General features: G+C 63.4%; 25 protein-coding genes and 2 tRNA genes. 12 read left to right on the top strand and 15 right to left on the bottom strand.

The features are described 5' to 3' along the window. Window positions 1-14: 14 nt before the first annotated feature. The 3 genes from EJ077_RS19500 to EJ077_RS19510 all read right to left on the bottom strand — a co-directional run bounded on the left by EJ077_RS19500 (window position 15) and on the right by EJ077_RS19510 (window position 3,000). Complete coding sequence (locus EJ077_RS19500) at window positions 15-1,043, bottom strand: amino acid ABC transporter substrate-binding protein (protein ID WP_208695685.1); 1,029 nt, start codon at window positions 1,041-1,043, stop codon at window positions 15-17. Between the two features lie 435 nt (window positions 1,044-1,478). Beyond that, window positions 1,479-2,354 carry a DUF2182 domain-containing protein gene (locus EJ077_RS19505; protein ID WP_208695686.1) on the bottom strand — a complete coding sequence of 292 codons (876 nt, stop codon included), beginning with the start codon at window positions 2,352-2,354 and terminating at the stop codon, window positions 1,479-1,481. Window positions 2,355-2,358: 4 nt separating this feature from the next. Further along, window positions 2,359-3,000 (bottom strand): DUF1326 domain-containing protein, encoded by a 642-nt coding sequence (locus EJ077_RS19510; RefSeq protein ID WP_208695687.1) that lies wholly within the window; start codon window positions 2,998-3,000, stop codon window positions 2,359-2,361. A 349-nt stretch (window positions 3,001-3,349) separates the two neighbouring features. On the opposite strand from EJ077_RS19510, the gene EJ077_RS19515 reads away from it, so the two are divergent. From EJ077_RS19515 to EJ077_RS19535, 5 genes are all read left to right on the top strand, one after another. Beyond that, window positions 3,350-4,531 carry a cystathionine beta-lyase gene (locus tag EJ077_RS19515; protein WP_208695688.1) on the top strand — a complete coding sequence of 394 codons (1,182 nt, stop codon included), beginning with the start codon at window positions 3,350-3,352 and terminating at the stop codon, window positions 4,529-4,531. Window positions 4,532-4,750: 219 nt separating this feature from the next. Continuing rightward, window positions 4,751-5,830 carry an HPP family protein gene (locus EJ077_RS19520; protein WP_208695689.1) on the top strand — a complete coding sequence of 360 codons (1,080 nt, stop codon included), beginning with the start codon at window positions 4,751-4,753 and terminating at the stop codon, window positions 5,828-5,830. Window positions 5,831-5,974: 144 nt separating this feature from the next. Next, window positions 5,975-6,661 (top strand): RNA polymerase sigma factor, encoded by a 687-nt coding sequence (locus tag EJ077_RS19525; RefSeq protein WP_208695690.1) that lies wholly within the window; start codon window positions 5,975-5,977, stop codon window positions 6,659-6,661. 105 nt (window positions 6,662-6,766) lie between these two features. Beyond that, window positions 6,767-7,291 carry a DUF4142 domain-containing protein gene (locus tag EJ077_RS19530; RefSeq protein WP_208695691.1) on the top strand — a complete coding sequence of 175 codons (525 nt, stop codon included), beginning with the start codon at window positions 6,767-6,769 and terminating at the stop codon, window positions 7,289-7,291. After that, the gene (locus tag EJ077_RS19535; RefSeq protein WP_208695692.1) at window positions 7,288-7,617 is read left to right on the top strand and encodes a cupredoxin domain-containing protein; all 330 of its coding nucleotides are present in this window, start codon (window positions 7,288-7,290) and stop codon (window positions 7,615-7,617) included. The genes EJ077_RS19530 and EJ077_RS19535 overlap by 4 nt, the downstream gene beginning before the upstream one ends. A gap of 22 nt (window positions 7,618-7,639) precedes the next feature. Here the strand turns inward: EJ077_RS19535 and EJ077_RS19540 are convergent, their stop codons facing one another. The 7 genes from EJ077_RS19540 to EJ077_RS19570 form a co-directional block, all read right to left on the bottom strand. Further along, window positions 7,640-8,866, bottom strand: a complete 1,227-nt coding sequence (locus EJ077_RS19540; protein WP_208695693.1) for an anion transporter — start codon at window positions 8,864-8,866, stop codon at window positions 7,640-7,642. Window positions 8,867-9,015: 149 nt separating this feature from the next. After that, window positions 9,016-9,978 (bottom strand): glycosyltransferase family 4 protein, encoded by a 963-nt coding sequence (locus EJ077_RS19545; protein WP_208695694.1) that lies wholly within the window; start codon window positions 9,976-9,978, stop codon window positions 9,016-9,018. A 237-nt stretch (window positions 9,979-10,215) separates the two neighbouring features. Further along, window positions 10,216-11,043 (bottom strand): glycosyltransferase family 4 protein, encoded by an 828-nt coding sequence (locus tag EJ077_RS19550; protein WP_245458460.1) that lies wholly within the window; start codon window positions 11,041-11,043, stop codon window positions 10,216-10,218. Window positions 11,044-11,388: 345 nt separating this feature from the next. Then, entirely contained in the window at window positions 11,389-12,177 is a 789-nt protein-coding gene (locus EJ077_RS19555; RefSeq protein ID WP_208695696.1) for a GGDEF domain-containing protein, read from the bottom strand. 191 nt (window positions 12,178-12,368) lie between these two features. Next, entirely contained in the window at window positions 12,369-12,590 is a 222-nt protein-coding gene (locus tag EJ077_RS19560) for a hypothetical protein (protein ID WP_208695697.1), read from the bottom strand. 280 nt (window positions 12,591-12,870) lie between these two features. Continuing rightward, window positions 12,871-12,947: transfer RNA gene (locus EJ077_RS19565), tRNA-Arg, on the bottom strand. A gap of 45 nt (window positions 12,948-12,992) precedes the next feature. Further along, window positions 12,993-13,298, bottom strand: coding sequence for an ETC complex I subunit (locus tag EJ077_RS19570; RefSeq protein WP_127276639.1), 306 nt, complete (start codon window positions 13,296-13,298; stop codon window positions 12,993-12,995). Window positions 13,299-13,423: 125 nt separating this feature from the next. Here EJ077_RS19570 and EJ077_RS19575 point away from each other — a divergent pair. Further along, window positions 13,424-13,500, top strand: a tRNA-Pro gene (locus tag EJ077_RS19575). A 158-nt stretch (window positions 13,501-13,658) separates the two neighbouring features. Next, the gene (locus EJ077_RS19580) at window positions 13,659-13,940 is read left to right on the top strand and encodes a hypothetical protein (RefSeq protein ID WP_208695698.1); all 282 of its coding nucleotides are present in this window, start codon (window positions 13,659-13,661) and stop codon (window positions 13,938-13,940) included. A 190-nt stretch (window positions 13,941-14,130) separates the two neighbouring features. Here the strand turns inward: EJ077_RS19580 and hdaA are convergent, their stop codons facing one another. The 3 genes from hdaA to EJ077_RS19595 all read right to left on the bottom strand — a co-directional run bounded on the left by hdaA (window position 14,131) and on the right by EJ077_RS19595 (window position 16,646). Further along, the gene (gene hdaA, locus EJ077_RS19585) at window positions 14,131-14,835 is read right to left on the bottom strand and encodes a DnaA regulatory inactivator HdaA (protein ID WP_208695699.1); all 705 of its coding nucleotides are present in this window, start codon (window positions 14,833-14,835) and stop codon (window positions 14,131-14,133) included. A 1-nt stretch (window position 14,836) separates the two neighbouring features. After that, window positions 14,837-16,012 (bottom strand): AI-2E family transporter, encoded by a 1,176-nt coding sequence (locus tag EJ077_RS19590; protein ID WP_208703055.1) that lies wholly within the window; start codon window positions 16,010-16,012, stop codon window positions 14,837-14,839. Window positions 16,013-16,091: 79 nt separating this feature from the next. Then, window positions 16,092-16,646 (bottom strand): CDP-alcohol phosphatidyltransferase family protein, encoded by a 555-nt coding sequence (locus EJ077_RS19595; RefSeq protein ID WP_208695700.1) that lies wholly within the window; start codon window positions 16,644-16,646, stop codon window positions 16,092-16,094. A gap of 208 nt (window positions 16,647-16,854) precedes the next feature. On the opposite strand from EJ077_RS19595, the gene purM reads away from it, so the two are divergent. Genes purM through EJ077_RS19610 form a run of 3 tightly spaced genes read left to right on the top strand, consistent with a single transcriptional unit; the run spans window position 16,855 to window position 19,199 of the window. Beyond that, a complete protein-coding gene (gene purM / locus EJ077_RS19600; RefSeq protein WP_208695701.1) occupies window positions 16,855-17,964 on the top strand; it encodes a phosphoribosylformylglycinamidine cyclo-ligase in 1,110 nt (369 codons plus the stop codon). Then, entirely contained in the window at window positions 17,961-18,674 is a 714-nt protein-coding gene (purN, locus tag EJ077_RS19605; protein ID WP_208695702.1) for a phosphoribosylglycinamide formyltransferase, read from the top strand. The genes purM and purN overlap by 4 nt, the downstream gene beginning before the upstream one ends. 15 nt (window positions 18,675-18,689) lie before the next feature. After that, window positions 18,690-19,199 carry a SixA phosphatase family protein gene (locus tag EJ077_RS19610; protein ID WP_208695703.1) on the top strand — a complete coding sequence of 170 codons (510 nt, stop codon included), beginning with the start codon at window positions 18,690-18,692 and terminating at the stop codon, window positions 19,197-19,199. A 45-nt stretch (window positions 19,200-19,244) separates the two neighbouring features. Here EJ077_RS19610 and EJ077_RS19615 read toward each other — a convergent pair whose 3' ends face one another. Next, on the bottom strand, window positions 19,245-19,487 hold the full coding sequence (locus EJ077_RS19615) for a DUF680 domain-containing protein (RefSeq protein ID WP_208695704.1): 243 nt from the start codon (window positions 19,485-19,487) through the stop codon (window positions 19,245-19,247). A gap of 360 nt (window positions 19,488-19,847) precedes the next feature. Between EJ077_RS19615 and EJ077_RS19620 the strand changes: the two genes are divergently transcribed. Together EJ077_RS19620 and EJ077_RS19625 are read left to right on the top strand one after the other, a co-directional pair. Beyond that, window positions 19,848-20,525, top strand: a complete 678-nt coding sequence (locus EJ077_RS19620) for a response regulator (RefSeq protein ID WP_135883557.1) — start codon at window positions 19,848-19,850, stop codon at window positions 20,523-20,525. Then, window positions 20,522-21,880 carry a sensor histidine kinase gene (locus EJ077_RS19625; protein ID WP_208695705.1) on the top strand — a complete coding sequence of 453 codons (1,359 nt, stop codon included), beginning with the start codon at window positions 20,522-20,524 and terminating at the stop codon, window positions 21,878-21,880. Before EJ077_RS19620 ends, EJ077_RS19625 begins: the two co-directional genes overlap by 4 nt. Before the next feature lie 126 nt (window positions 21,881-22,006). Here the strand turns inward: EJ077_RS19625 and EJ077_RS19630 are convergent, their stop codons facing one another. After that, window positions 22,007-22,885 (bottom strand): ABC transporter permease, encoded by an 879-nt coding sequence (locus tag EJ077_RS19630; RefSeq protein ID WP_208695706.1) that lies wholly within the window; start codon window positions 22,883-22,885, stop codon window positions 22,007-22,009. Window positions 22,886-22,893: the final 8 nt, after the last annotated feature.

Below are 22,893 nucleotides of genomic sequence, written 5' to 3' on the forward strand. Positions count from 1 at the left end.
GGATCACATTTCGATCAGCGGATCGGTGGAGCGTATTGCAGGCCGCCCTTGGTCCACAGCGCATTGATGCCGCGGGCGATCTTCAGCGGGCTGCCCGAACCGACATTGCGGTCGAACATTTCGCCGTAATTGCCGGTCGCCTTGACGATGTTGACGACCCAGTCGTTTGAGACGCCGAGATCGGTGCCGATCTTGGTGTCGGCCTCCTGGCCGAGCACGCGCTTGATCTCCGGGCTGGCGGAGTTCTTCATCTCGTCGACATTGGCCTTGGTGATGCCGAGCTCCTCGGCGTCGAGCAGCGCGAAATAGGTCCATTTGACGATGTGGTACCACTGATCGTCGCCCTGGCGAACTGCAGGTCCGAGCGGCTCCTTCGAGATGATCTCTGGCAGGACGACGTGATCGGCCGGCGCGCCCAGCGTCAGGCGGATGCCGTAAAGGCCCGACTGGTCGGTGGTGTAGACGTCGCAGCGGCCGGCATCATAGGCGGCGTTGACCTCTTCCAGCTTCTCGAAGACGACCGGATTGTACTCCATCTTGTTCGCCTTGAAGTAGTCGGCGAGGTTGAGCTCGGTGGTGGTGCCGCTCTGCACGCAGACGGCGGCGCCCGAAAGCTGCAGCGCCGAATTGACGCCCGGCAGCTTCTTGGCGTTGATCATGAAGCCCTGGCCGTCATAGTAGGTCGTGCCGACGAAATTCAGGCCAAGCGCGGTGTCGCGGTTGATCGTCCAGGTGGTGTTGCGCGACAGGATGTCGACCTCGCCGGACTGCAGCGCGGTGAAACGCTCCTTGGCACTGAGCGGCGTGAACTTGACCTTGGTGCCATCACCGAAGACGGCGGCGGCAACCGCGCGGCAGAAATCGGCGTCGATGCCCTGCCAGTCGCCCTTGTCGTCCGGCGCGGAGAAGCCGGCCAGACCGGTCGAGACGCCGCACTGGATGAAGCCCTTCGCCTTGACGGTGTCGAGCGTGCCGGCCGACGCGGCCGACGCCATCAGTCCGAGCGTGGCGGCGCCAAGAATGCCGATAGCAATATGTTTCATGACCCACAGACCCTTTTCTCTGTTTTTCAGGCAAACCCTGATCTTTTTTCCCGCGTGAACGCAGCTCCCATCCCGGCCCATTCCCGGAACCCCGCGTCGCAAATCGACGCGCCGCCTCCCATTCACGGACAGCATCGAAGGCGATAATTCTCGTGAGGTCAAGGAAAATGACCGAATTGCAACGGGTTTGAAAATCGATTGTCCGAAATGCCTGAATTGCGGCCAAACGCGCCCGCGATTTAGTCACAAGCGCGAATTGAATCGGCAAAGCTCATTTGCCGCAGATGTGAGCCGATTCCGTAAATTCCATTCCGGGCAATACCTCAGTGTTACTGCCTCCAGCACGAAATGCATTGACGTTGCGGAATACTCCCGGCCGACGATTACCGTCATTGCCGGTCAAATATTGCTTGTCGACAAAGCCGGTGCGCAGTCTCAAAGCGCGGGAAAGACGAGCCAGACGCCGATCGCAACCATCAATGCGCCGGAGATGCGCGGGATCAATTGCCCGGCCGGGACCATCTTCTCCAGCAGAACAAGGATGGCGATGCCGGCGATCCACAGGACGTTCATGACACCGCCGACGAACAGCAGGGCCATCAGCGCCCAGCAGCAGCCGAGACAATAGGCGCCGTGACCTATGCCGAGCCGAAGCGCGCCGGGCGCGGTGGTGCGGAACCCGCCATGGCTGGCCAGGAACGCGATCGGCGCCTGGCATTGGCGCAGGCAGACGCCCTTGACCGGCGTCCATTGATAGAGGCCGGCGGCGATCAGGACGAGGCCACCGAGGATCGTACTGTTGGTAGCCATTGCCGGATCAAGCAAGGCGAAACGGGCGAGCAGCCATTGCGCACCGGTGGCCGCGATGCTGAACACCACCCAGACGATGAGATAGCCGGCAAAAAACCATGCCGTCGAAGCGATAGGCTGGCCGTCGACCAGTGCCTTGCGGCCGACGCCTGCATAGAGCAGCAACATCGGCGCGACCGAAGGCGTCATCATGCCGACCATCATCACAGCCCACATGGTGAAGATGAAGACGAAATCGACCGATGCCCAGGCCCTGAAACCCGGCGCTACGGCGGCGCCCATATCCATGCCACCCATATCCATGCCGCCCATATCCGTGGTCGACATGTCCATCCCGGCCATGCCGCCTGCCGTGCCGTCCGAGACGGGGACACCAGGCATGGCCATGTCGCTGGCGAGCCAAAGAACATAGGTCCAGGCGAGCACGGCAATCACGGCGAGCGCGGTCATCACGACCGCGCGGTCGCGCCGCAGCACAGCCTCGAGAGCCGTGTCGCCCATTGGATCAGGTCAAATGCACGACGCCACTCTGCGTGAGATGCAGATTGGCGAAATGGCTGTGCGTGTCGGCCACCTCGAACTTGATCGGGCCCGTCGCCTTGGTCCAGCCACGGCCGATCTCGGCCATCGCGTATTCGAAGCCGTGCGGCAGGTCGATGCGCGCCCTGTGCTCGGCACCGGTGACCGGGTTCTTGATCGGCTCGCCATGGCCGTCGGTGACGCCCTTGACATGCAGCCGGCCGGTTCGCGCGTCGACGTCGACCTTGAAATCGATCGCGGCGAAGATCGGATCGTGGAATTTCTCCAGCGTGGTCGAAAAGACCTGGAATATCGTTGCGCCCGGCTCGGTGTCCTGGCCGCCCAGTATGCGAAGCAGAGCTTCACGCTGGGCTTCGCTGGCCCTCTCGTCGATAACCACCGCGGCCTCGCCCCTGCCCTGGTGAATCGCGCCTGGCCAGCTGAAAATGCCGACGAACCGCAACCCGTCCAGCTTGGTGTCGCCGTGATGGCCGGTCTCGATCTCCATGCCGGCGACCGCCTGGCAGAATCCGTATGTCGGCATGGCGTTGAACTGGCACGGGCAGCCATAGGCACAATTGCAGTTGATGAATTCGCGCGCCTTCATCGTCCATTTGACGTCAGGCATGGCATTCCTCCCTTTGCCGCGCTCGGTGGGCGCGATACCCGGATCGGGGACCAGGAGAGGTAGCCGGCAAAACCATCCGGCAGCATCTGATCGAAGCAATCCGGCGATTAATATTAGAACTTGACTATATATCTTTCACAGCCGGCTACAATAGGTCGACCGGCCGACGACCGAGCTTCCGGCAAGGCACGTTCGCACCTGGTTGGTCCGATTCAGGATCAACCCCCCCGGCTGTTTTCCGGACCCAGGAATTGGCATATTCGAAGTCCATTCCTGGCGGACAGTGGGCTGTTGCACGGCCCACGACGCCGCACTATGGCTAGCGCCTCATCAGACAGGGCGACCAAGAATGGCGAAAGACGGCAGCGAGCAGGGTTCCGGCAAGATGGGCATCAACACCCGGCTTGCCCATTCAGGCAACAACCCGCACGACTATTTCGGCTTCGTCAACCCGCCGGTGGTGCACGCCTCGACCGTGCTGTTCCCCAATGCCGCCGCGATGGCCGCACGCAACCAGAAATACACTTACGGCACCCGCGGCACACCGACGACCGATGCCCTTGCACAGGCGATCGATGCGCTCGAAGGGTCCGCCGGCACGATCGTGGTGCCATCGGGCCTGGCGGCGGTGACCATCCCGCTGCTCGCCTTCGTATCGGCGGGCGACCATCTGCTGATCATCGATTCCATCTATCACCCCACGAGAAACTTCGCCGACACGATGCTGAAGCGGTTGGGCGTCGAGGTCGAGTATTATGCTCCCCATATCGGCGCCGGCATCGCGGCGTTGATCAAGCCGAATACCAAAGTGGTGTTCACCGAATCGCCGGCCTCCAACACATTTGAGGTGCAGGATATCCCGGCGATCGCCAAGGCGGCGCATGCGGCCGGCGCCATCGTCATGATGGACAACACCTGGGCGACACCACTCTATTTCCGGCCGCTCGACCACGGTGTCGACATCTCGATCCACGCGGCGACGAAGTATCCGGCCGGCCATTCCGACGTGCTGCTCGGCACGGTCTCGGCCAATGAGGCCTGCTGGAAGCAGCTCTACGAGAGCTTTTGCACGCTTGGCTGCTGTGCGGGACCCGACGATGTTTATCAGGTGCTGCGCGGCCTGCGCACGATGGGCGTGCGGCTCGACCATCATCAGCGCAGCGCGCTTGCCATCGCGTCCTGGCTCGAAGGCCAGGCGGGCGTGGCGCGGGTGCTCCATCCTGCCCTTCCCAGCCATCCGGACCACGATCTGTGGAAGCGCGACTTCTGCGGTTCGAGCGGCATCTTTTCCATCGTGCTGGCCGGCGGTGGCCAACAGGAGCAGTACGCTTTCCTCGACGCGCTGCGCATCTTCGGGCTCGGCTATTCCTGGGGCGGCTATGAGAGCCTGGCGGTGCCGGTCTTGCTTGGTGACCGGGTCGTTGCGAAAGGCCCTTATGAAGGTCCGTTGATCCGCCTGCAGATCGGCCTCGAGGATGTCGACGACCTGAAAGCCGATCTCATGCGCGGGCTCGCAGCGGCCGCCGCCTGATTCTGTCTGGCCGCCCGGAAGAGTTGGCAGACGGCCCCAACACACTGACGCTGATGGCAAAGCGCGAGCCGCTCGCAGCATCCCGGCGAGCGGCGTCGCGCAATATTATTCTCCCACGCTGCGGCTTTGCGGATTTTTTTGACTTTCAAATCCGCGAGTTCGGCTTCATTGCGTGGGACACGGCGCCCGCGCCAAATCCATTTCGTTATAAAGCTTGCCATGGCCTTTCGTCTTTTTGTTCCCATCCTCGCCGGCGCGACGCTGCGCGAACGCATCCTGGCGTGCATCGGCGCCACGATCGGCATCGCGCTGACGGGCGTGATCAGCGGGCTGGCGATGGGCGGCGGCCCGCACGTGGCCCTGCTGGTGGCGCCGATGGGCGCATCCGCCGTGCTTCTGTTCGCCGTGCCGGCGAGCCCGCTGGCGCAGCCCTGGTCGATCATCGGCGGCAATTCCATATCGGCGCTGGTCGGCGTGACCGTGGCGCATTTCATCCATGATCCGGTGATGGCCTCGGGTCTCGCGGTGGCCTTGGCCATCGCCGCGATGTCGTTCACGCGCTGCCTGCATCCGCCAGGTGGTGCCGCCGCGCTGACGGCGGTGCTCGGTGGGCCGGCCGTCATCAGCGCGGGCTTCCTGTTCCCGTTCGTGCCTGTGGCCTTGAATTCGACCATCCTGGTGGCGCTGGGCTTCCTTTTCCACAAGCTGGCGCGGCGCAACTATCCGCATGTCGCCGCACCGGCCGCAAACAGCCACGGTACCGCCGATCCGCCGGCTCAGCAGCGCGCCGGTTTCCGACCCGAAGACATCGACGCGGCGCTGACGGCGCTCGACGAGACCTTCGATATCGACCGCGACGACCTCGAACGACTGCTGCGACAGGTCGAATTGCAGGCCATGGTTCGGTCGCACCGGACGCTGCTGTGCGAGGACATCATGTCGCGCGACGTGATTTCGGTGCCCGAACAAGCCACCACCGACGAGGCACGCCAGCAACTGCTCGATCACAATATCCGTACGTTGCCGGTGGTCGATGCGAATGCCCGGCTGGTTGGCGCCGTCGGCCTGCGCGAACTGACGAAAGCCGTCGATACGGTGAAGGGCGTGATGGCAAAAGCCGGCACCGCCTCGCCCGAGACGCCGGCGATGAACCTGCTTCCCGTGCTGACCGACGGCCGCAGCCATGCCGTGGTCATCGTCGACGGCGAGCGGCGCATTCTCGGCCTGATCACGCAGACCGACCTGCTGGCGGCGGCCGCCCGCGTGCAGACGGCAGACAAGGGATTGGCCGCGGCCTAGAATAACGAGCCTGGATCCTGCCGATCCGGGAACCTTTTGCCGGCAGGCGCATCCAACGTGCAGTCAAGCGTCTAGTCGAAGGAGGCGTCTATTCGAAGGAGGCGTCTGTTCGAAGAGGCGTCTGTTCGGGGAGATCCGGTCGCTATGAGCAAGCTCGCAATGCCCGCCACGGCACGCATGGTTGCCGAAAGCTCTTCCAGCGACATGCTGCTCGTCCACCAGGCGTTGGCGCGCGAGCCGGATGCCTTTCGCGCCATCATGAAGATACACAACCAGCGGCTCTACCGCATAGCGCGCGGCATTCTGCGCAACGATGCCGAAGCCGAGGATGTCGTCCAGGAGGCCTATGTCAGCGCCTTCGCCAGCCTGGCGGCGTTTCGCGGCGAATCCACGCTTGCCACCTGGCTGTCGCGCATCGTCATCAACGAAGCTCTCGGCCGCGTGCGCAAGAAGCGTCGCACAGTGGAGATGCCTGACAACCCGGAAGCACAGATCATCCGGTTTCCCCTCAATTCCAACGACGATCCGGAGCGGGCGATGGCGCAGCGGCAGATTCTCGCACTTGTCGAACGGGCGACCGACAGTCTGCCCGACATCTACCGCATGGTCTTCGTCGCCCGCGTCATCGAGGGCCTGAGCATGGAGGAAACCGCCGATTTGCTTGGCGTGCGGCCGGAGACCATCAAGACGAGGCTGCACCGGGCCCGTGTCCTGCTGCGCAAGGCTCTGGACGATGAAATCGGTCCAGTGCTGCTCGATGCCTTCCCGTTCGCCGGGCGGCGCTGCGAGCGACTGACCCAGGCGGTGATGGGACGGCTGGGTTTCGAATGATGCCGTCCTGATTTTCCGGGAACGTTTCCCCCCGCCGCGCATCCAATGAGCGTCAACTGAAATTCGAGCCCGGCGCCTCCGCGCGGTCGGGCCAAGGAGGATGCCATGTTCACCCGATATACCGTTGCCCTTGCCGCCCTGCTTCTCGTCGGCGCTGCCCCGGTCTCGCACGCCGCCGACAAGCCGACCGACCCGCAGATCGCCCATATTGCCTATACGGCCGGCGTCCTCGACATCGAGGCGGCCAAGCAGGCGATCAAGAAATCAAAGAGCAAGGAGGTGATCGATTTCGCCAAGGACATGGAGCGCGACCACGAAGCGGTGAACAAGCAGGCGCTCGATCTCGTCAAGAAGCTCAAGGTGAAGCCCGAGGACAACGCCACCAGCCAGGCGCTGACCAAGGCTGCGACTGAGGAACGCGCCAAGCTCGCCAAGCTGAAAGGCGCGGCTTTCGACAAGGCCTATATTGAAAACGAGGTCGCCTACCACAAGCAGGTCAACGGCGCGCTCGAAACGCTGCTCATTCCCTCGGCCAGCAATGCCGAACTGAAGAGCCTGCTCGAGACCGGCCTCAAGATCTTCCAGGGCCATGAGCAGCATGCCGAACACGTCGCCGGCATGCTGAAATGAAAGCGGGCGCCTTGGGCCATCTGGCGGGGCTGGCCATGCTGGGGCTGGTACCTACGCTGACAGCGGCGCCGGCAGCGGCGGCAACCATCCAGGTCACCATCGAGAAGCTCGTCTTTTTGCCGGCCAGCGTCGATGCGAAGGTCGGCGACACGATCGAGTGGGTGAACAAGGACGTGATCGCCCATACAGCCACCGTGAAGGGCGGCTGGGAGGTGATGATCCCGCCTAAATCCAAGGGACAAGTGACCCTCAAGACAGCGGGAGCGGTCGACTATTTCTGCCGCTTCCACCCCAACATGAGGGGCCATCTCGATGTAGCGCCCTGAATCGGTCCAGCCGCAGGACTGATCAGGCAATCGCCGCCAGCCAGGCAGTGCCGAACGCGAGCGTGATCAGTGTCAGTGGCAGACCGACCTTGAAGAAAGCGCCGAAAGACAAGGGTGTGCCAGCGGCCTTGGATTGTTCGGCGACGATCAGGTTGGCAACCGAGCCGAGCAAGGTGAAGTTGCCGGCCAGCGTCGAACTCATGGCCACCACCAGCCAGGCGCGCTCGGGGTCCGCCAGGCCGGGTATGAATGGCCTGAGCGCCAGCACGGCAGGAACATTGCTCATGATGTTGGACAACACGGCAGTGAACCCCGACAGCCTCCAGACATCGTCGAGCCCGATGTTCTTGGCAGAGGCGATCATGTCAGGCGTCAGCAGCGTCTTTTCCGCGCCGGCAACCACCACGAACAGACCCGCGAACATGAACAGCAGCGGTCCGTCGATCTCATGGTAAATGCGCGATGGCTTGATGGCGCGGGTGAGCAGCAGGATGGCGCCGCCGATGAGCGCTGCCTTGGCTACGGGAACACCGGCGAAGAAGGCGATCGCCAGCCCGATGCAGACGACCACCGCCTTCAGCACCTGGCCACGATGCATGCGGCCGCGCGAGATGTGTGGCGCCAGTTCGCCGTTGCGGGTGAATTCGGCGCGATAGACGATCCGCACAATGACGATGACCGCGACAAGGCCGAACAAGGCGACCGGCGCGAGCGCCGCCGAAAAGGCCGGATAGGAAATCCCCGACAGCGCGCCGATGACCATGTTCTGCGGGTTGCCCGTGATGGTGGCGACGCTGCCGCAGTTCGAAGCGGTTGCGGTGGCGATCAGATAGGGGATCGGATTGCGGTTGATGACGCGGGTGACGTGGACGACGATCGGCGCCATGACCAGGCAGATGGCGTCGTTGACCAGGAAGGCTGACAGCACGCCGGTCAGGAACGTCACCATTACCAGGAGCATGAACGGCGCATGCGCATGCTCGATGGCAATGGCGCCGAGACCGCGAAAGGCACCCGATACCTTCAGATGCGCCACCACGATCATCATGCCGAGCAGAAGCGTAATGGTGTCGAAATTGATGGCGCGATAGGCGTCCTCCATGCTGAGCGCGCCGATGGCGATCATCGCCGCGCCGCCAAGCAGCGCAATACCCGCCCGGTCGAGCCGCAGGCCAGGTATGCGGCCGATGGCGACGCCGGCATAGGTCAGGACCAGGATCAGCAGTGCCGCTGCGCCCATCAATGTCATCGGTAGAAGCCCTGCTCGATCTGTCTGCGCACCGATGCCGGCCGCCCACGATTCACGTGATGCCAGCTTTAGCGCGATGTCGGGATTGATGCCAAACGGCTACGTGGATTGTTGGCGGAGAATATCTGAAGGCAGATGGCGCCGTGCCGCTAACGCCGGTAGAAATCCAAGCGTTCTTGCAACGCCTGCGATGAAAACAGCTGTTCGACGGTCAGCCGCGCCTTGCGGCCGACCGTCGCCCGCAGGCCCGGGTCGGCTTTGAGATCCGCCAGGATCCGCGCCGCCTGTTGTGTCGTTTCGAACAGGAAGCCGTTTTCGCCATGTCTGATGTGGTCGACGTAGCCACCATTCGAATGGCAGACCACGGGCAGGCCGCAGGCCATCGCCTCGAACACCACCCGGCCGAACGTCTCCACATGCGAGCCGGTGCGATAGTAGAAAACGTCGAGCGTCGGCAGGAACTTTTCTGCTGGAAGTTGCCCCACAGGTAGCAGGTCGAGTAGCGGATGCGCGGGGAGCTTGTCTCCAAGCTGCATGCCACCTTGAACCCGCACCGCGACGCCATCCGCCAGCAGAGCCTCGTAGAGCGCGATATCGTCGGCATGGTGCTTGTCCGGCGTGTCGCGGCTCATCCGGCCTATCGTGAACGCACCATCAGGCCTTGCCGGCCGTGATGGGAACCGCCCTATGTCGATCGGTGATGGGTGCACGACGCCGTCGGCCCGCAACATGCGTTTCTGAAAATCGGAAACCAGCACCAACTCGGCTGCTGGCCAACCCAGCATGGTGGGCATGCGCGTCGTCAACGCCATGACTTTGGGGTGAAAGGTGCTGAAGTCGTAGATTAGCCGTCGTGGGCGCGGGATCAGGTAAGGCCACATCTTGTTTCGCCAATGCGCGCCTATGAAGACGTAAGTGCCGCCGTCCGGAACCTGCCGCGTCAGCGGCGAGATGCGGCGGATCGGAAATTGGCGCGTCCATTCGTCAGACGCCCTGGACGATGCCGCCCAAAGACGCACCTCGTTCTCGGCGCCCAGCAGCCGATACAATTCGAGCGTCTTGCGTTCACTGCCACCAAATGAATCCTGAAAGCCATTGAACAGGTGGATCATGCGCTTTCGCGCTCGCCCGGCTTGGCCATTGTTTGCCCCTAGAACCCAGTCCCGTGGCCGCAAGCCGGCACAGGTCACCCCAACAGATCAATGAGATAAGAGAATCCTTGGAAATGGCCATAGCGTTGGGTGGGAATAAATTAGAAATCACTCATATTTTATGGCTGCCGATTGGCGCGCCATCTGGGAGCGCCGTCGCACTGACGCCGAATCGACAATCGGGACGATCAGAAGCTGCTACCGCCGGTAGAAACTCAGCCGCTCTCGCTGTGTCTCCGGCGAAAACAGTTGCTCGACGGTTTGCCGCGCTTTCTGGCCTACGGCCAGCCGCAGCGCCGGATCGGCTTTAAGCTCGGCCAGAATCCGCGCCGCCTGTTGCGTCGTTTCGAACAGGAAACCGTTTTCACCATGCCTGATATGGTCGGCATAGCCGCCATGAGAATGGCACACGACGGGCAAACCGCAGGCCATCGCCTCGAACACCACACGGCCGAACGTCTCCACATGGGAGCCGGTGCGATAATAGAAGACGTCGAGCGTCGGCAGAAACTGTTCGGCGGCAAATTCACCCTGCGGCAGGAGTTCGAGTTGCGGATGCGGCACGAGCCTGTCCTTGAGCGGCATGCCGCCCTGAATCCGGACCGCGATGCCATCGCCAAGCAATGCCTCGTAGAGCGCCACATCGTCGGCGTGATGCTTGTCCGCCGTGTCGCGGCTCAGCCGCCCCACCGTGAACGGACCGTTTGGCCTTGCCGGCCGCGGCGAGAAGCGCCCGATGTCGATCGGCGAGGCATGGACGACGCCTTCGACCTGCAGCATGCGCCTCTGAAATTCGGAGATCAGCACCAGTTCGGTAGCCGGCCAACGCAGCAGGCGCGGCCTGCGTGTCGTCAGAGCGATAATCTTGGGATGAAAGGTGTTGAAGACATAGATCAGCCGGCGCGGACGCGGGATCAGGTAGGGCCACATTTTGTTGCGCCAATGCGCGCCAAGAAAGACATAGGTGCCGCCATCCGGCACATTGTGTGTTGCCGCCGAGACGCGGCGTATCGGAAATTCCTGCATCAGGCCTTCGGATACGCGAGACGAGGTTGCCCACAGGCACACCCGTGAGTCGGCGCCCAACAGCCGGTACAACTCCAGGGTTTCGCGCTCACTGCCGCCAAACGGGTTCTGAAAGCCGTTGAATAAATGGATCATGGTCGCGGTGCTTACTGGGCTCTACCCGGGCGTTTCGCCATTCAATTGCCTGCGCCCAAGGGCCGTGCTGTACCCGCGAATGACACGATCGAGGGACTAAGAAGCGGGCCTATTTTCTGGCGATACTTAGTACATTACTTGCCGGAGGAAGCACACGGACAAGCAAGCGTCAAGCAAGCGGTGCGTTTTCAGCCTACCGCGAGGCCGCCGTCAGTGCACGGTGGCGGCGCTGGGCGGCGACGCCAGGGAGGCTTCCGTCGGGTCGAAGCTGACCTGATCGCGTCCATTCGATTTCGCGGCATAAAGCCGTCTGTCGGCGGCCGAGAATATTGCCTCGTAGGTGGTCGGCCCGCTGAAGCTGGTACCGCCGATGCTGACGGAAAGCGGACAGGAGCGGCCGCCCGGGGAAAAGTCCATTTCGCGTATCCGTCGGCGGATGCTTTCGGCAACCAGCCAGGATTGCGAGGGGTCGACACCGGGAAGGAATACGCCGAACTCCTCGCCACCGATCCGTCCGACGATATCGCCACCGCGGAGTTGGCCCTTGATCGCCTGCGCGATCAGCTTGAGCGCCTGGTCGCCGCAATCATGGCCGAGGCGGTCGTTGATCGACTTGAAGTGGTCGGCATCGATGATCAACAGCGCGCCTGAACGGGTCTCTTCCTGCTTGCGGGTCTGCTCGAGATAGGCCTCGACCAGCATCGAGAAGGCGCCGCGGTTCAGCACCGCCGTCAGGCTGTCCGTCGCGGCGACGACGCTGAGCTCGCGCTGGGCTATCGCCAGCTGGCGGATCTTCCACATCAGGAAAAACAGAAACGAACCGCCCAGCCCCAGGGGCAGCAGAAGGTCGGTCAGCTCAGCGCGCCAGACAGACTCGGGCGAAAGATAGGGGAAGTTGAACGAATCGACGAAAAACGCCACGGCAATGAAGAATGCCGTGCCGGCGGCGGTGACGGCGATCACCCTGCCCCAGCTGGTCGGCGACAGGTCCAGCTTCATCCCTTTCACTCCGTTAGCCGTCCCTACTATGACGCGCCAACGCAAACAAAATGATAAGACTTTCCTTTCAATTCGAGATCGGATGGCGGAGAGACGAGATCAGACGGCCGGGAGCGGGGCATGATCGCCAACAGGCGGCCGTGCCCCGGTGGGTTGAAACTCATCGGATCTCGGACGGGAGAATTCCGAAGTCAGTGGCTGGACGCCGGCCCAGCCGCCTCGACAACGAAGGATGCCGCGATCATGTCGTCGGCATCCAGCCGCAAGGAACCGTCACCGGCCCCCATGATGGCGGCGACCTTGTGAAAGGTTTTCATCTCATGGCCGGAAATTTCGGCATCCTGCATTCGGGCCCTGAGTTCGGCGATGCGCCGCACCAACGCAGGGGACGTTCCAATCTCACGTTTCGACATGGCCTGGCTTCTCCTCCCCAACCCATTCTGTTGTGCGCCCCACCCCATTCGCCGGACCGCACATTGCCTTTCATGAGGCTCCACGAATACAAGGCCCCGAACGCGCGGTATTGGCCGAGGTTCCAACCGGACAGATCACGAAATAATTCCAGGGACCCCCGCGCGGGTGGGCCCGGGACTCCCGCTCCAGGCTTCCGTTGCACGGCGTCGCGGCACCGGCAGGCGAGGGTGAGGATTGGTTGACCTCGTCAGGTCATGCGGCGTAAGCAATTGAAATTATTGGCGATCCCGACAGGATTCGAACCTGTGACCATCGGCTTAGAAGGCCGGTGCTCTATCCAGCTGAGCTACGGGACCGCTGGCCGGCTCGGGGCCGGTAGATGTTCGCGCTGGGCTAGCCGGTCAATGCGTCCAGGGCGTTCTGCGGTCATAGCGGAAATTCTCCGCATAGGAAATCTGGCGGCGCTTGGGCTCTTTCGGCTCTTCGACGCGGAAGGCAAGCCCTTCCTTTTCGGCGTAGGCCACGGCCTCTTCCTTGGTGCCGAAGGTGAGCCTGATCTGGCTTCTCATGTCTCCCGACGTGGTGTAGCCCATCAGGGGGTCGATCTTCTTGCGCATCTCGGGATCGAATTCCAACACCCAGTGGCCGGTCTTGGCCTTGCCGGACTGCATCGCGGTTTTGGCTGGGCTGAAAATGCGCGCGGACATGGCCACCTCATTGTTGTGCAAGGCGGCATCGCCGCCCCTAGGGCCGTCATTACTGCGCATTGGCAGCGGCGGCAAGGTTTTTGCACTTGCCATGTAACACCGAAATGAATAGGCAACAGACCGTTCGGAGTGTAGCGCAGGCTGGTAGCGCATCTGGTTTGGGACCAGAGGGTCGGGAGTTCGAATCTCTCCACTCCGACCATCCCTTCTTATCCCATGCGATCTACGCGCCCTCGTGTGCAGTCGCACCTGGATTGGCCGACTCACCTGACCGCATGCTTTCCCAGCCGGGTTTCACCATTTCAGGCTCGCTTCCCTCGCCATTGCCGGCTTAAACTCCGGCAAAACGGGGGATTTGCGGTGCTTGGGATCGATGCTTGGGTGTCGCTGTTCGGGCCGGCCTATTTTGCCTATGCGGGCGTGACGGTTCCCTTCATGGTGGCGTGGGCGATCGCCTGCGCGGCCTTGGCGATGTGGAACAATCGCGAGAGCCGCAGGCACGCCAGGCTCGCCCCGGGCATAGCCGCTTCCCGTTCCTGGCCTGCCAGCATCGGGATTTTTGTGCTGGTCGCGGCCTGCTATGTTGCCGCGCACTCAGCCGTCTATCTGTTGGTCCGTCATTTCGTCAGACTTTGGCTGTGATTGGCAAGCTCGCCGGGCGAGAACCCCAAGCACCTCATTCCCGGCGAGCCTACAACCTGATTTGGAACGCAATCAGGACCGGGGTCAGCCGGCAAGCTCACGCTGCAAGATGAGTGCCAGCTGTTATTTCCCGAAATGGGACGGCGGTTGCGGAGCCGCCGTTTGTAGGCCAGCTGAACATCGAGGCATTCTAAATCTCGAATTCGCCCTGCCCCTCGTCCATGGCGTTGACGGTTTCGGCCGCCAATGCCCTTGTGATCGGCATCTTGCGCTCCAGCGCGGTGCGATCCAGGCGCTCCACCACGCGCATCGCGGTTGCTAGCGACCGCTCGATGCGGCGCACCAGATACTGCACGACATGCGGCTCGACCTCGACCTGCCGGTCGGCGAACAGCTTGGTGATGACGCCGGCGAGCAGGAGATCGTCGGGCTCGTGGATCTCGACGGTCGCCGCCGCCTTCAAACGCGAGGCAAGATCTGGCAGCTTGACGCCCCAGGCCGACGGAAAGCGCCGCGCCGTCAGAAGCAGCGTCGAGCCGGCACCGCGCACGGAATTGATCAAATGGAACAGGCCCTCCTCATCGACGGCGCCGATGTCGACATCGTCGATCAGTGCCGGCCGCGCACCGAGATTGGCGATGCTGTCGCCCATGCGCCTGGCGTCGACGGCAAGCGCGTTGGCGCGGGCACGCCAGATCGAGGCCAGATGCGTTTTGCCCGAACCAGCGGGGCCTGCCAGCACCACGACCGGTGCTGGCCAATCCGGCCAGCGATCGACCAGCGCGGCCGCCTGGTTGTTGGTGCCGGAGACGACCAGCTCGTCGCGTGAATAACCTGTGCCGTGGCCGAGATCGAGCGGCAGCTGGCGCGGCGGGTCGGTTCGCTGGGCCGTCACTTCAGCGACGCGGTTGCGTGCGGTGGCCGCCGCCGCGATCGGCCGGCAACGGCGGCGCGAGCTCTGTCGCATGGCCCTTGTAGAGCGGTGATTCCAGATAGCGAGCGATGGCGAAGCGTACCAGAACGGCCACCGCCGCGGATGCTGGAACGGCAATCAAAAGCCCCACAAAACCGAACAGCGCGCCGAAGGCGAACAGCGCAAACATCAGCCATACCGGATGCAGGCCGACGCTTTTGCCGACCAGTCTGGGCTGCAAGATGTTGCCTTCGATGAACTGGCCGATGAAGAAGACCACGGCAACGGCGACGATCATCGTCCAGTCCGGCCAGAACTGAACGAAGGCCACGCCAACGGCTAGCACCAGCCCGGTCAATGAGCCGACATAGGGGATGAAGGAGATCAGCCCGGCGAACAGGCCGATGAGGATGGCGAAGTTCAGCCCCGTCAGCGTCAGGCCGGTGGCATACATGGCGCCGAGCACCAGGCAGAGCGTGCCCTGCCCGCGCACGAAGCCGGCGGTGGCGGTGTTGATGTCGCGCGCGATGGCGCGCACCGTCGCCACGTTGTCGCGCGGCACCCAGCTGTCGATGACCGCCACCATGCGGTCCCAGTCGAGCAGCATGTAGAAGGCCACGACCGGCGTCACCACGAACAGGCTGACCACCGAGACCAGCGCCATGCCCGAACTCCACAGCGAGGTAAATACGGTGGTGATCAGGCCAAAGCCGGAGTTCAGCAGTGAATTCAGTCCGTCGCGCAAGCCATTGGCGTTGACGCCGAATCTCTGTTCCAGCCATTTCGGGTCAAACGACGTGATCAGGCTCTGCAACCGGGTCAGGTACTCCGGCAGCTTGCCGGCGAAATCGGTCATCTGCGTCGCCAGCACCGGAATGAGGATGACGAAGGCCAGCACTAGCACGATGAGGAAGGTAATGAGGATGACCACCGTCGCCATGAAGCGGCTGAGACCGAGCCGCTGTAGCCGGTCGGCGACCGGATCGAGGAAATAGGCAAGCACCATGCCGGCGACGAAGGGCAGCAGGACGCCGCTGAAGACATAAAGGAAAAGCGCCAGGATCGCGGCACCCGCCAGCCAGAAGAAGATCTGCCGGCGGAACGCCGAGGACGCCTCTGCCTCTGCCGCCGTCTCGCCGGCCGGCACGACGACGACCATCTGGTCGTCGACGGTCTTGCCCCGCGCCACCGCTTTGCGGGCAGCCGGCTTGCGGGCAGCCTTGCCGTCGATGGGCTTGTCAGCCCGATTTACCGCCTTCGCCATAGCCGTTCATATGCCTCAGCCAAGCCACGAGATAGGCCGCGGCCGAAGCCACGGTCAAGACCCCGGACAGCAATATGAGGGCGGGCCGCAGAGGGTCGAGGTGCATGGCAAAGGCGAGTTCACCCAGCACAACCGCCGCCAGCGCGATCTGTATGGCGGTATTGGCCTTCGACACCAGAAACGGTTTTATCTCGACCGGATGGGCCATCACCGTGGACAACAGAACCGCGCAGACGATCAGCGCGTCGCGGGACACCATCGTGACGACCAGCCAGAGCGGCAATTGCCCGATGAAACCCATGACGACGAACACCGAAACCAAAAGCAGCTTGTCGGCCATCGGATCGAGATAGGCGCCGAGCGTCGACTGCTGGTTGAAGCGGCGGGCGACGAAGCCGTCGACGCCATCGGAAACGCCGGCGACAACGAAGCCGGCAAAAGCCCAATCCCAACGCGCCTGCAGCATGGCCAGCACCACGGCAGGCACCAGGACAAGACGCAGGATGGTGATCAGGTTGGGGATGGTCAACGCATTGTCCCGCCGTATTATGCCTGGAGATAGATGAGGGAGATGAAGGGTCGAGGCAAGGGAGCAGGCTGGGCCGGAGCAAACGCCGTGTGCGATGCGCCCCGGCTATCCACGCTTTTGTCGGGCCAAACGGCGCCCGGTTCGGCCGTTATCCTTGCGGACCGAAACCGTTCATGCGAAGAGCCCGCAAACGAGCAGGAACATTGCGATGAGCAAGCGCGAAACCGGCCAGCATAAAACGGGCCAGAACAAAACGGCCAAGCGCAGAAACGGGCTCACCTATGCCGAGGCCGGCGTCGACATCGATGCCGGCAATCTCATGGTGGAGAAGATCAAGCCGCTGGTGCGCGCGACGCGCCGGCCAGGCGCGGATGGCGAGATCGGCGGCTTCGGCGGTCTGTTCGATCTCAAGGCGGCCGGTTTCACCGATCCGGTGCTGGTCGCCGCCAATGACGGCGTCGGCACCAAGCTCAAGATAGCCATCGACGCCGGCAAGCACGACACGATCGGCATCGACCTCGTCGCCATGTGCGTCAACGACATTGTCGTGCAGGGCGCGGAGCCGCTGTTCTTCCTCGACTATTTCGCCACCGGCAAACTCGATCCCGACCAGGGTGCCGCGATCGTCGGCGGCATCGCGCAGGGCTGCCGCCAGGCCGGCTGCGCGCTGATCGGCGGCGAGACCGCGGAAATGCCCGGCATGTATCACGGCAAGGACTATGATCTCGCCGGCTTTGCCGTTGGGGCCGCTGAACGCGGCCAGCTTTTGCCCACCGACGACATCGTCGAAGGCGACGTGCTGCTCGGCCTCGCCTCCTCGGGGGTGCACTCCAACGGCTTTTCCCTGGTGCGCCGCATCGTGACCGCAAGCGGCCTTGCCTGGAGCGATCCGGCACCGTTCAACGATGAGGCGACGCTCGCCGAGGCGCTGCTCGAGCCGACCCGCATCTATGTGAAATCGATCCTCAAGGCGATCCGCAACACGCATGGCATCAAGGCGCTCGCCCACATCACCGGCGGCGGCTTCCCGGAAAACATTCCGCGCGTGCTGCCCAAGGATTTCTCGGCCGAGCTTGATCTCGAGGCGATCGACGTGCCGCCGGTGTTCTCGTGGCTGGCAAAGACCGGCGGCGTAGCGCCGGAAGAGATGATGCGCACCTTCAATTGCGGCATCGGCATGATTTTGGCTGTCGCTTCGGGTCAGGCGGCGCAGGTCGCGGCCGTGCTGCAGGAAGCCGGCGAGACGGTGACGCCGATCGGCCGCATCGTGCCGCGCCGCGACGCCGGCGTCATCTATCGGGGCTCGATCGGCCTATGAGCACGCAGCGAAAGCGCACCGTCGTCCTGATATCGGGGCGCGGCTCCAACATGACCGCGCTGATAGCGGCGGCCAGCGACCCGGCCTTCCCGGCCGAGATCGTCGGCGTCATCTCCGACAAGGCGGACGCCGCCGGCCTCGGCGTCGCCAAGGCGCGCGGCATCGCCACCCAGGTCATTTCCCGCGCCGACCATGGCGGCAAGCAGGCACATGACGCGGCGATCGACGCGGCACTCGCGGCCTTCCATGCCGACATCGTGGCGCTGGCCGGCTATATGCGCATCCTGACCCCCGGCTTTGTCCAGAAATGGCAGGGCCGGATGATCAACATCCACCCTGCCCTGCTGCCGGCCTTCAAGGGGCTCGATACCCATGCGCGCGCGCTGGCCGCCGGCATCCGCATCCATGGCTGCACGGTGCATTTCGTGACGCCCGAGATGGATGACGGCCCCATCATCGCCCAGGCGGCGGTGCCGGTGATGGTCGGCGACAACGCCGATACGCTGGCTGCCCGGGTGCTGAAGGCCGAGCATCGGCTCTATCCGCTGGCGCTGGGACTGGTGGCCGAAGGCAAGGCGCGCATGGAGGCGGGCCGCGCCGTGCTTGCCCACTTCGCCGACGATGCCGAGAACGGTACCTCGGTGGTGATGGCGCCCGACCCGCTGCGCGAGGAAGCCGACCTGGAGCAGCTGGCGCGGATCACGCCTTAAGCCGAGAACACGGCCATGAAACAGCTTCTCCTGCTTCGCCACGCCAAATCGAGCTGGGACGACCGCGATCTCGATGATTTCGACCGGCCGCTCGCCGAACGTGGGTTGAAGGCGGCCCGATTGATCGGCCGCGAGCTTGCCGCGCGCGACTGGCTGCCGGACCTGGCATTGGTGTCGCCGGCGCTACGCACCCGCGATACGTGGCGGCTGGTGGCCGCGGAACTGCCCGTGCATCCTCGGGTCGCGTTCGCCGAGGCACTCTACGATGCGTCAGCGGCGGATATTCTGAGGCAGGTACGCAAAGCAGACCCGTCGAGCGGCTGCCTGGTGGTTCTCGGCCACAATCCAGGCCTAGAGGATCTGGCAAAACAGCTTGCCGGACCGCGATCCGAGGCGAAGGCGCGCAGGAGGCTCGATGAAAAATTTCCAACAGCAGCCCTCGCGCGCTTCGTCCTTGAAGACGACTGGTCTGGCCTGTCGTCGGCGCGGCTGACACATTGCCTGCGGCCGAAGGATCTGAGCTAGAAATCCGATATCTCGCGGGTACGCAGACTTGTCGCGCCCGAGACCTCAGTTGCCCCAGATACCCTGGCCGGGCTCCGGCCAGTCGATGGCGGGCTCCATCTTGGTGTCGGCAGCCTTGTGGCCGGTCGTATTCGTTTTGCTGTTGAAGGCGCCGGTGGTGGCGTGATCCACGCCGGCGACCGAAGCAACCGGCTGGTTGGCATTGTCGGAGCCAAAGTGGTCGCTGCCGGCGAACGCACCTCCGGTTGCGATAAGGATAGCGGCGGTAGCGAAAGCAAGCCTGTTCATTTCAATCTCCTGGTTCATCCGTTGGGCGGCGTCTTGGGAGGACGGTTCCGCTGAGGAGAAGACCAGAAGCAGCCTGCTTTTATTCCTGAACGTGAAATGTTTTTTGCCGACTGCGAAGATCGGCTGATGAAGCCAATGCCTTGGGCTCATTCAAAAAAACAAGAGTGGCGTGTCTTGGGAGGATTTTCGCGTCGCTCGGACAGTCTGGAGGTTTCGCCGGCCGCGGCCCAAGCCGCATTTGCCTTGCGTTGCGATCGATACTATCGATCATTTCGGGCCCGATTGGCGAATGGGATCGACGATCGAGCCCGAGGCGGCCAGTGAGACCGAAAGCGGGCGGATGCTGGAACGGCAATAGACATGCGATTGCTGCTTGTGGAGGACAATCGCGAACTGGCGGACTGGCTGGGCAAGACCCTGCGCCAGGCGAACTATGTCGTCGACATCGTCCATGACGGCGAGGATGTGGAGCACGCGCTTGCCGCGGGCGACCACGCGCTTGTCATTCTCGATCTTGCGCTGCCTCGCATGGGCGGACTGGAAGTGCTGCGCATGCTGCGAGCCCGCGGCAACCGGGTGCCGGTGATCGTACTGACCGCCAATGCCAGCCTCGATGGCCGGGTCAAGGGCCTCAACGAAGGCGCCGACGATTATCTGGCGAAGCCCTTCCAGATCGAGGAGCTTGAAGCACGCATCCGCGTGCAACTGCGCCGCGTCAATGACCGGACGGCACCGGTCGTTGCCTGCGGCGACCTCGTCTTCGACACCAACACCAGGCTGTTTTCGCTCGGCGGGGAGGCGCTGGCCCTGACGCCGCGCGAACATGCCGTGCTCGAGCAATTGATGATCAAGGCAGGACGCACCGTGAGCAAGGCCGCACTGTCCGCGGCGATCTATGATTTCGAGACCGACGCCGATCCCAGCGCCATCGAGATCTATGTGCACCGCGTGCGCAAGAAGCTTGAAGGGTCGCGCGTCCAGATCGCCACTTTGCGTGGCCTCGGCTATCTGTTGCGCCACGATGATCTGGCGCCATGAGGATTAACAGTCTTCGCCTGCAACTTCTGGCCTGGGTGGTGCTGCCCCTCGCCGGGCTCGCCACCGTCAATCTGTGGACCAGCCATGGCAATGCACTGGCGACCGCCGATCTGATCACTGACCGCATGCTGGTCGGATCGGCACGGATGATTGCCGAGCAGGTCGCAATGACCGACGGAGTGATTAACGCCACGGTACCGCCGGCAGCGCTCGAGATGTTCGACACCGGGGACCGCGACAGGGTCTACTACGGTGTCGAGGCAGCCGGGGGGCGGCTGTTGACAGGCTATCCCGGGCTGCCCAAGACACCCGGACGCCCCAGCATCGAAGCGACCTATCGCGACCAGACGCTGCGGCTGCTGACATTTACGCACGCGGTGGTCGGGGCCGGCGACGACTCGCCGATATCGGTCACGGTCGGCGTCACGCTTTTCGGCCACGACGCGATGGTACGGCATCTCTGGTTCAGCGCCTTCACCCAGCAACTGGCGCCGGTGGCGATTGCGGGCGTCTTCGTGCTGCTCGGCCTGCGGCGAGGGTTGACGCCGCTCATCCGGCTGCGCGACGCAGTGCGCTCACCGAAACGCAGCGAACTCGACCCCATCGAAGTCGCCGGTGCGCAGAGCGAAATCCGGCCGCTGGTCGATGCGCTCAACGCCTATATGGAACGGGTGCGGGCGCAGATGGCGGCGCAGCGCCGTTTCATCGCCAATGCCGCGCATCAGTTGCGCACGCCGCTGGCGCTGTTGTCGACGCAAGCGAGCTACGCGCTGCGAGAAAACGCTGTCGATGCGCGCCGGGAAGCACTCGTCGCCCTGCAGGCAAGCTCCGCCCGGTTGGCGAGGCTGGCCGAACAGCTCTTGACCTTGTCGCGCGCGGAACCGGGCAGCCGGCGGCCGCGCGCCGATCGCATCGACCTGACGCAAGCCGCGCGCCAAGTGCTGGAAACGCACGCGCCGAGGGCCATTGATCGCAACGTCGATCTTGGCCTCGATGAGACTGGCGCCGTACCGGTCATCGGGGACGGCACGATGCTGCGGGAGATGATCGTCAATCTCGTCGACAACGCCCTGCGCTACACACCGGCAGGCGGCACCGTCACCGTCAAGCTTGCCACCGCCGGTGGCGAGGCCGTGCTGACGGTTACCGACGACGGACCAGGCATACCCGCCGAGGAGCGCGACCATGTCTTCGAGCGCTTCTACCGGCTGACCGGCGCGACCGACGAAGGCAGCGGCCTCGGGCTCGCCATCGTGCGCGAGGTGGTCGAAAATGCCAGCGGTCGCATCACCCTTGCGGATGGCGCGACCGGCGGCCTGGTCGTCGAGGTGCGCCTGCCGTTAGCCGGCGGCTAGAGCAATTCCAGGAAAAGTGCGTAGCGGTTTTCCATCCGGAATTGCGTAAAAACAAGAAGTTAGAGCGGGCCAGAGATTCTATCAAACTCTGAACCGCTCTAAGGGCCTTGCCCCGCTGGGATCTGCTTACTTCGTCTCGTGCAGCGGCTGCGGACGCCATTTCGCCAGCCGGTTCTCGACCATCGTCATCAGATATTCCGCGCCCAGCGCCACGACCATGATGATGACGATCGCGGCATACATGCCGGCGGCGTCGAAGGAGCCCTTGGCGATGTTGATCAGGAGCCCGATACCATAACGTGAGCCGACGAACTCGCCGACGATGGCGCCGATGATGGCGAAGCCGAAGCTGACGTGCAGGCTGGCGAAGATCCAGCTCATCGCCGACGGCACGATCACCGAGCGGGTCAGCTGCCAGTCGGAGGCGCCGAGGATACGGGCATTGGCGATCATCGCCCGGTCGGCCTCGCGCACGCCCTGGAAGGCGTTGTGGAAGACGACGAAGAACACCATGATGAAGGCCAGCGCCACTTTCGAAGCAAGGCCAAGGCCGAGGATCATGATGAAGATCGGCGCCAGCACCACGCGAGGAATGGAGTTGATGACCTTGATGTAGATGGAAAAGATGTCGGCGGCCATGCGGTTGCGGCCAAGCGCGACGCCGATGATGATGCCGGCAACCGAGCCTGTGACGAAGCCGAGGACGGATTCCTCCATCGTGACATAGAGATGGTACCAGAGCGGCCCTTCGGACGTGCCTTCCGTCATCCACTCATAGAGCCTCTGCGCGATTGCGCTTGGCGTGGCGTAGAAGAACGGATCGATCCAGGCCTTGCGCCCGGCGATTTCCCAGGCGGCGAGGAAGACGATGAGGATGGCGTACCGCCAGAAGATCACGGTGCGGCGGCGATGCTGCGCGGCCTTGGCGGCGGCGGCTTCTATTTCGGCGTCCGAAGTTCCTGGCCTGAAGCTTCCTGCCCTGATGTCGATGGTGGCATCGGTCATTGTGTCCT

This window comes from Mesorhizobium sp. M8A.F.Ca.ET.057.01.1.1, from assembly GCF_003952565.1.
Classification (GTDB): domain Bacteria; phylum Pseudomonadota; class Alphaproteobacteria; order Rhizobiales; family Rhizobiaceae; genus Mesorhizobium.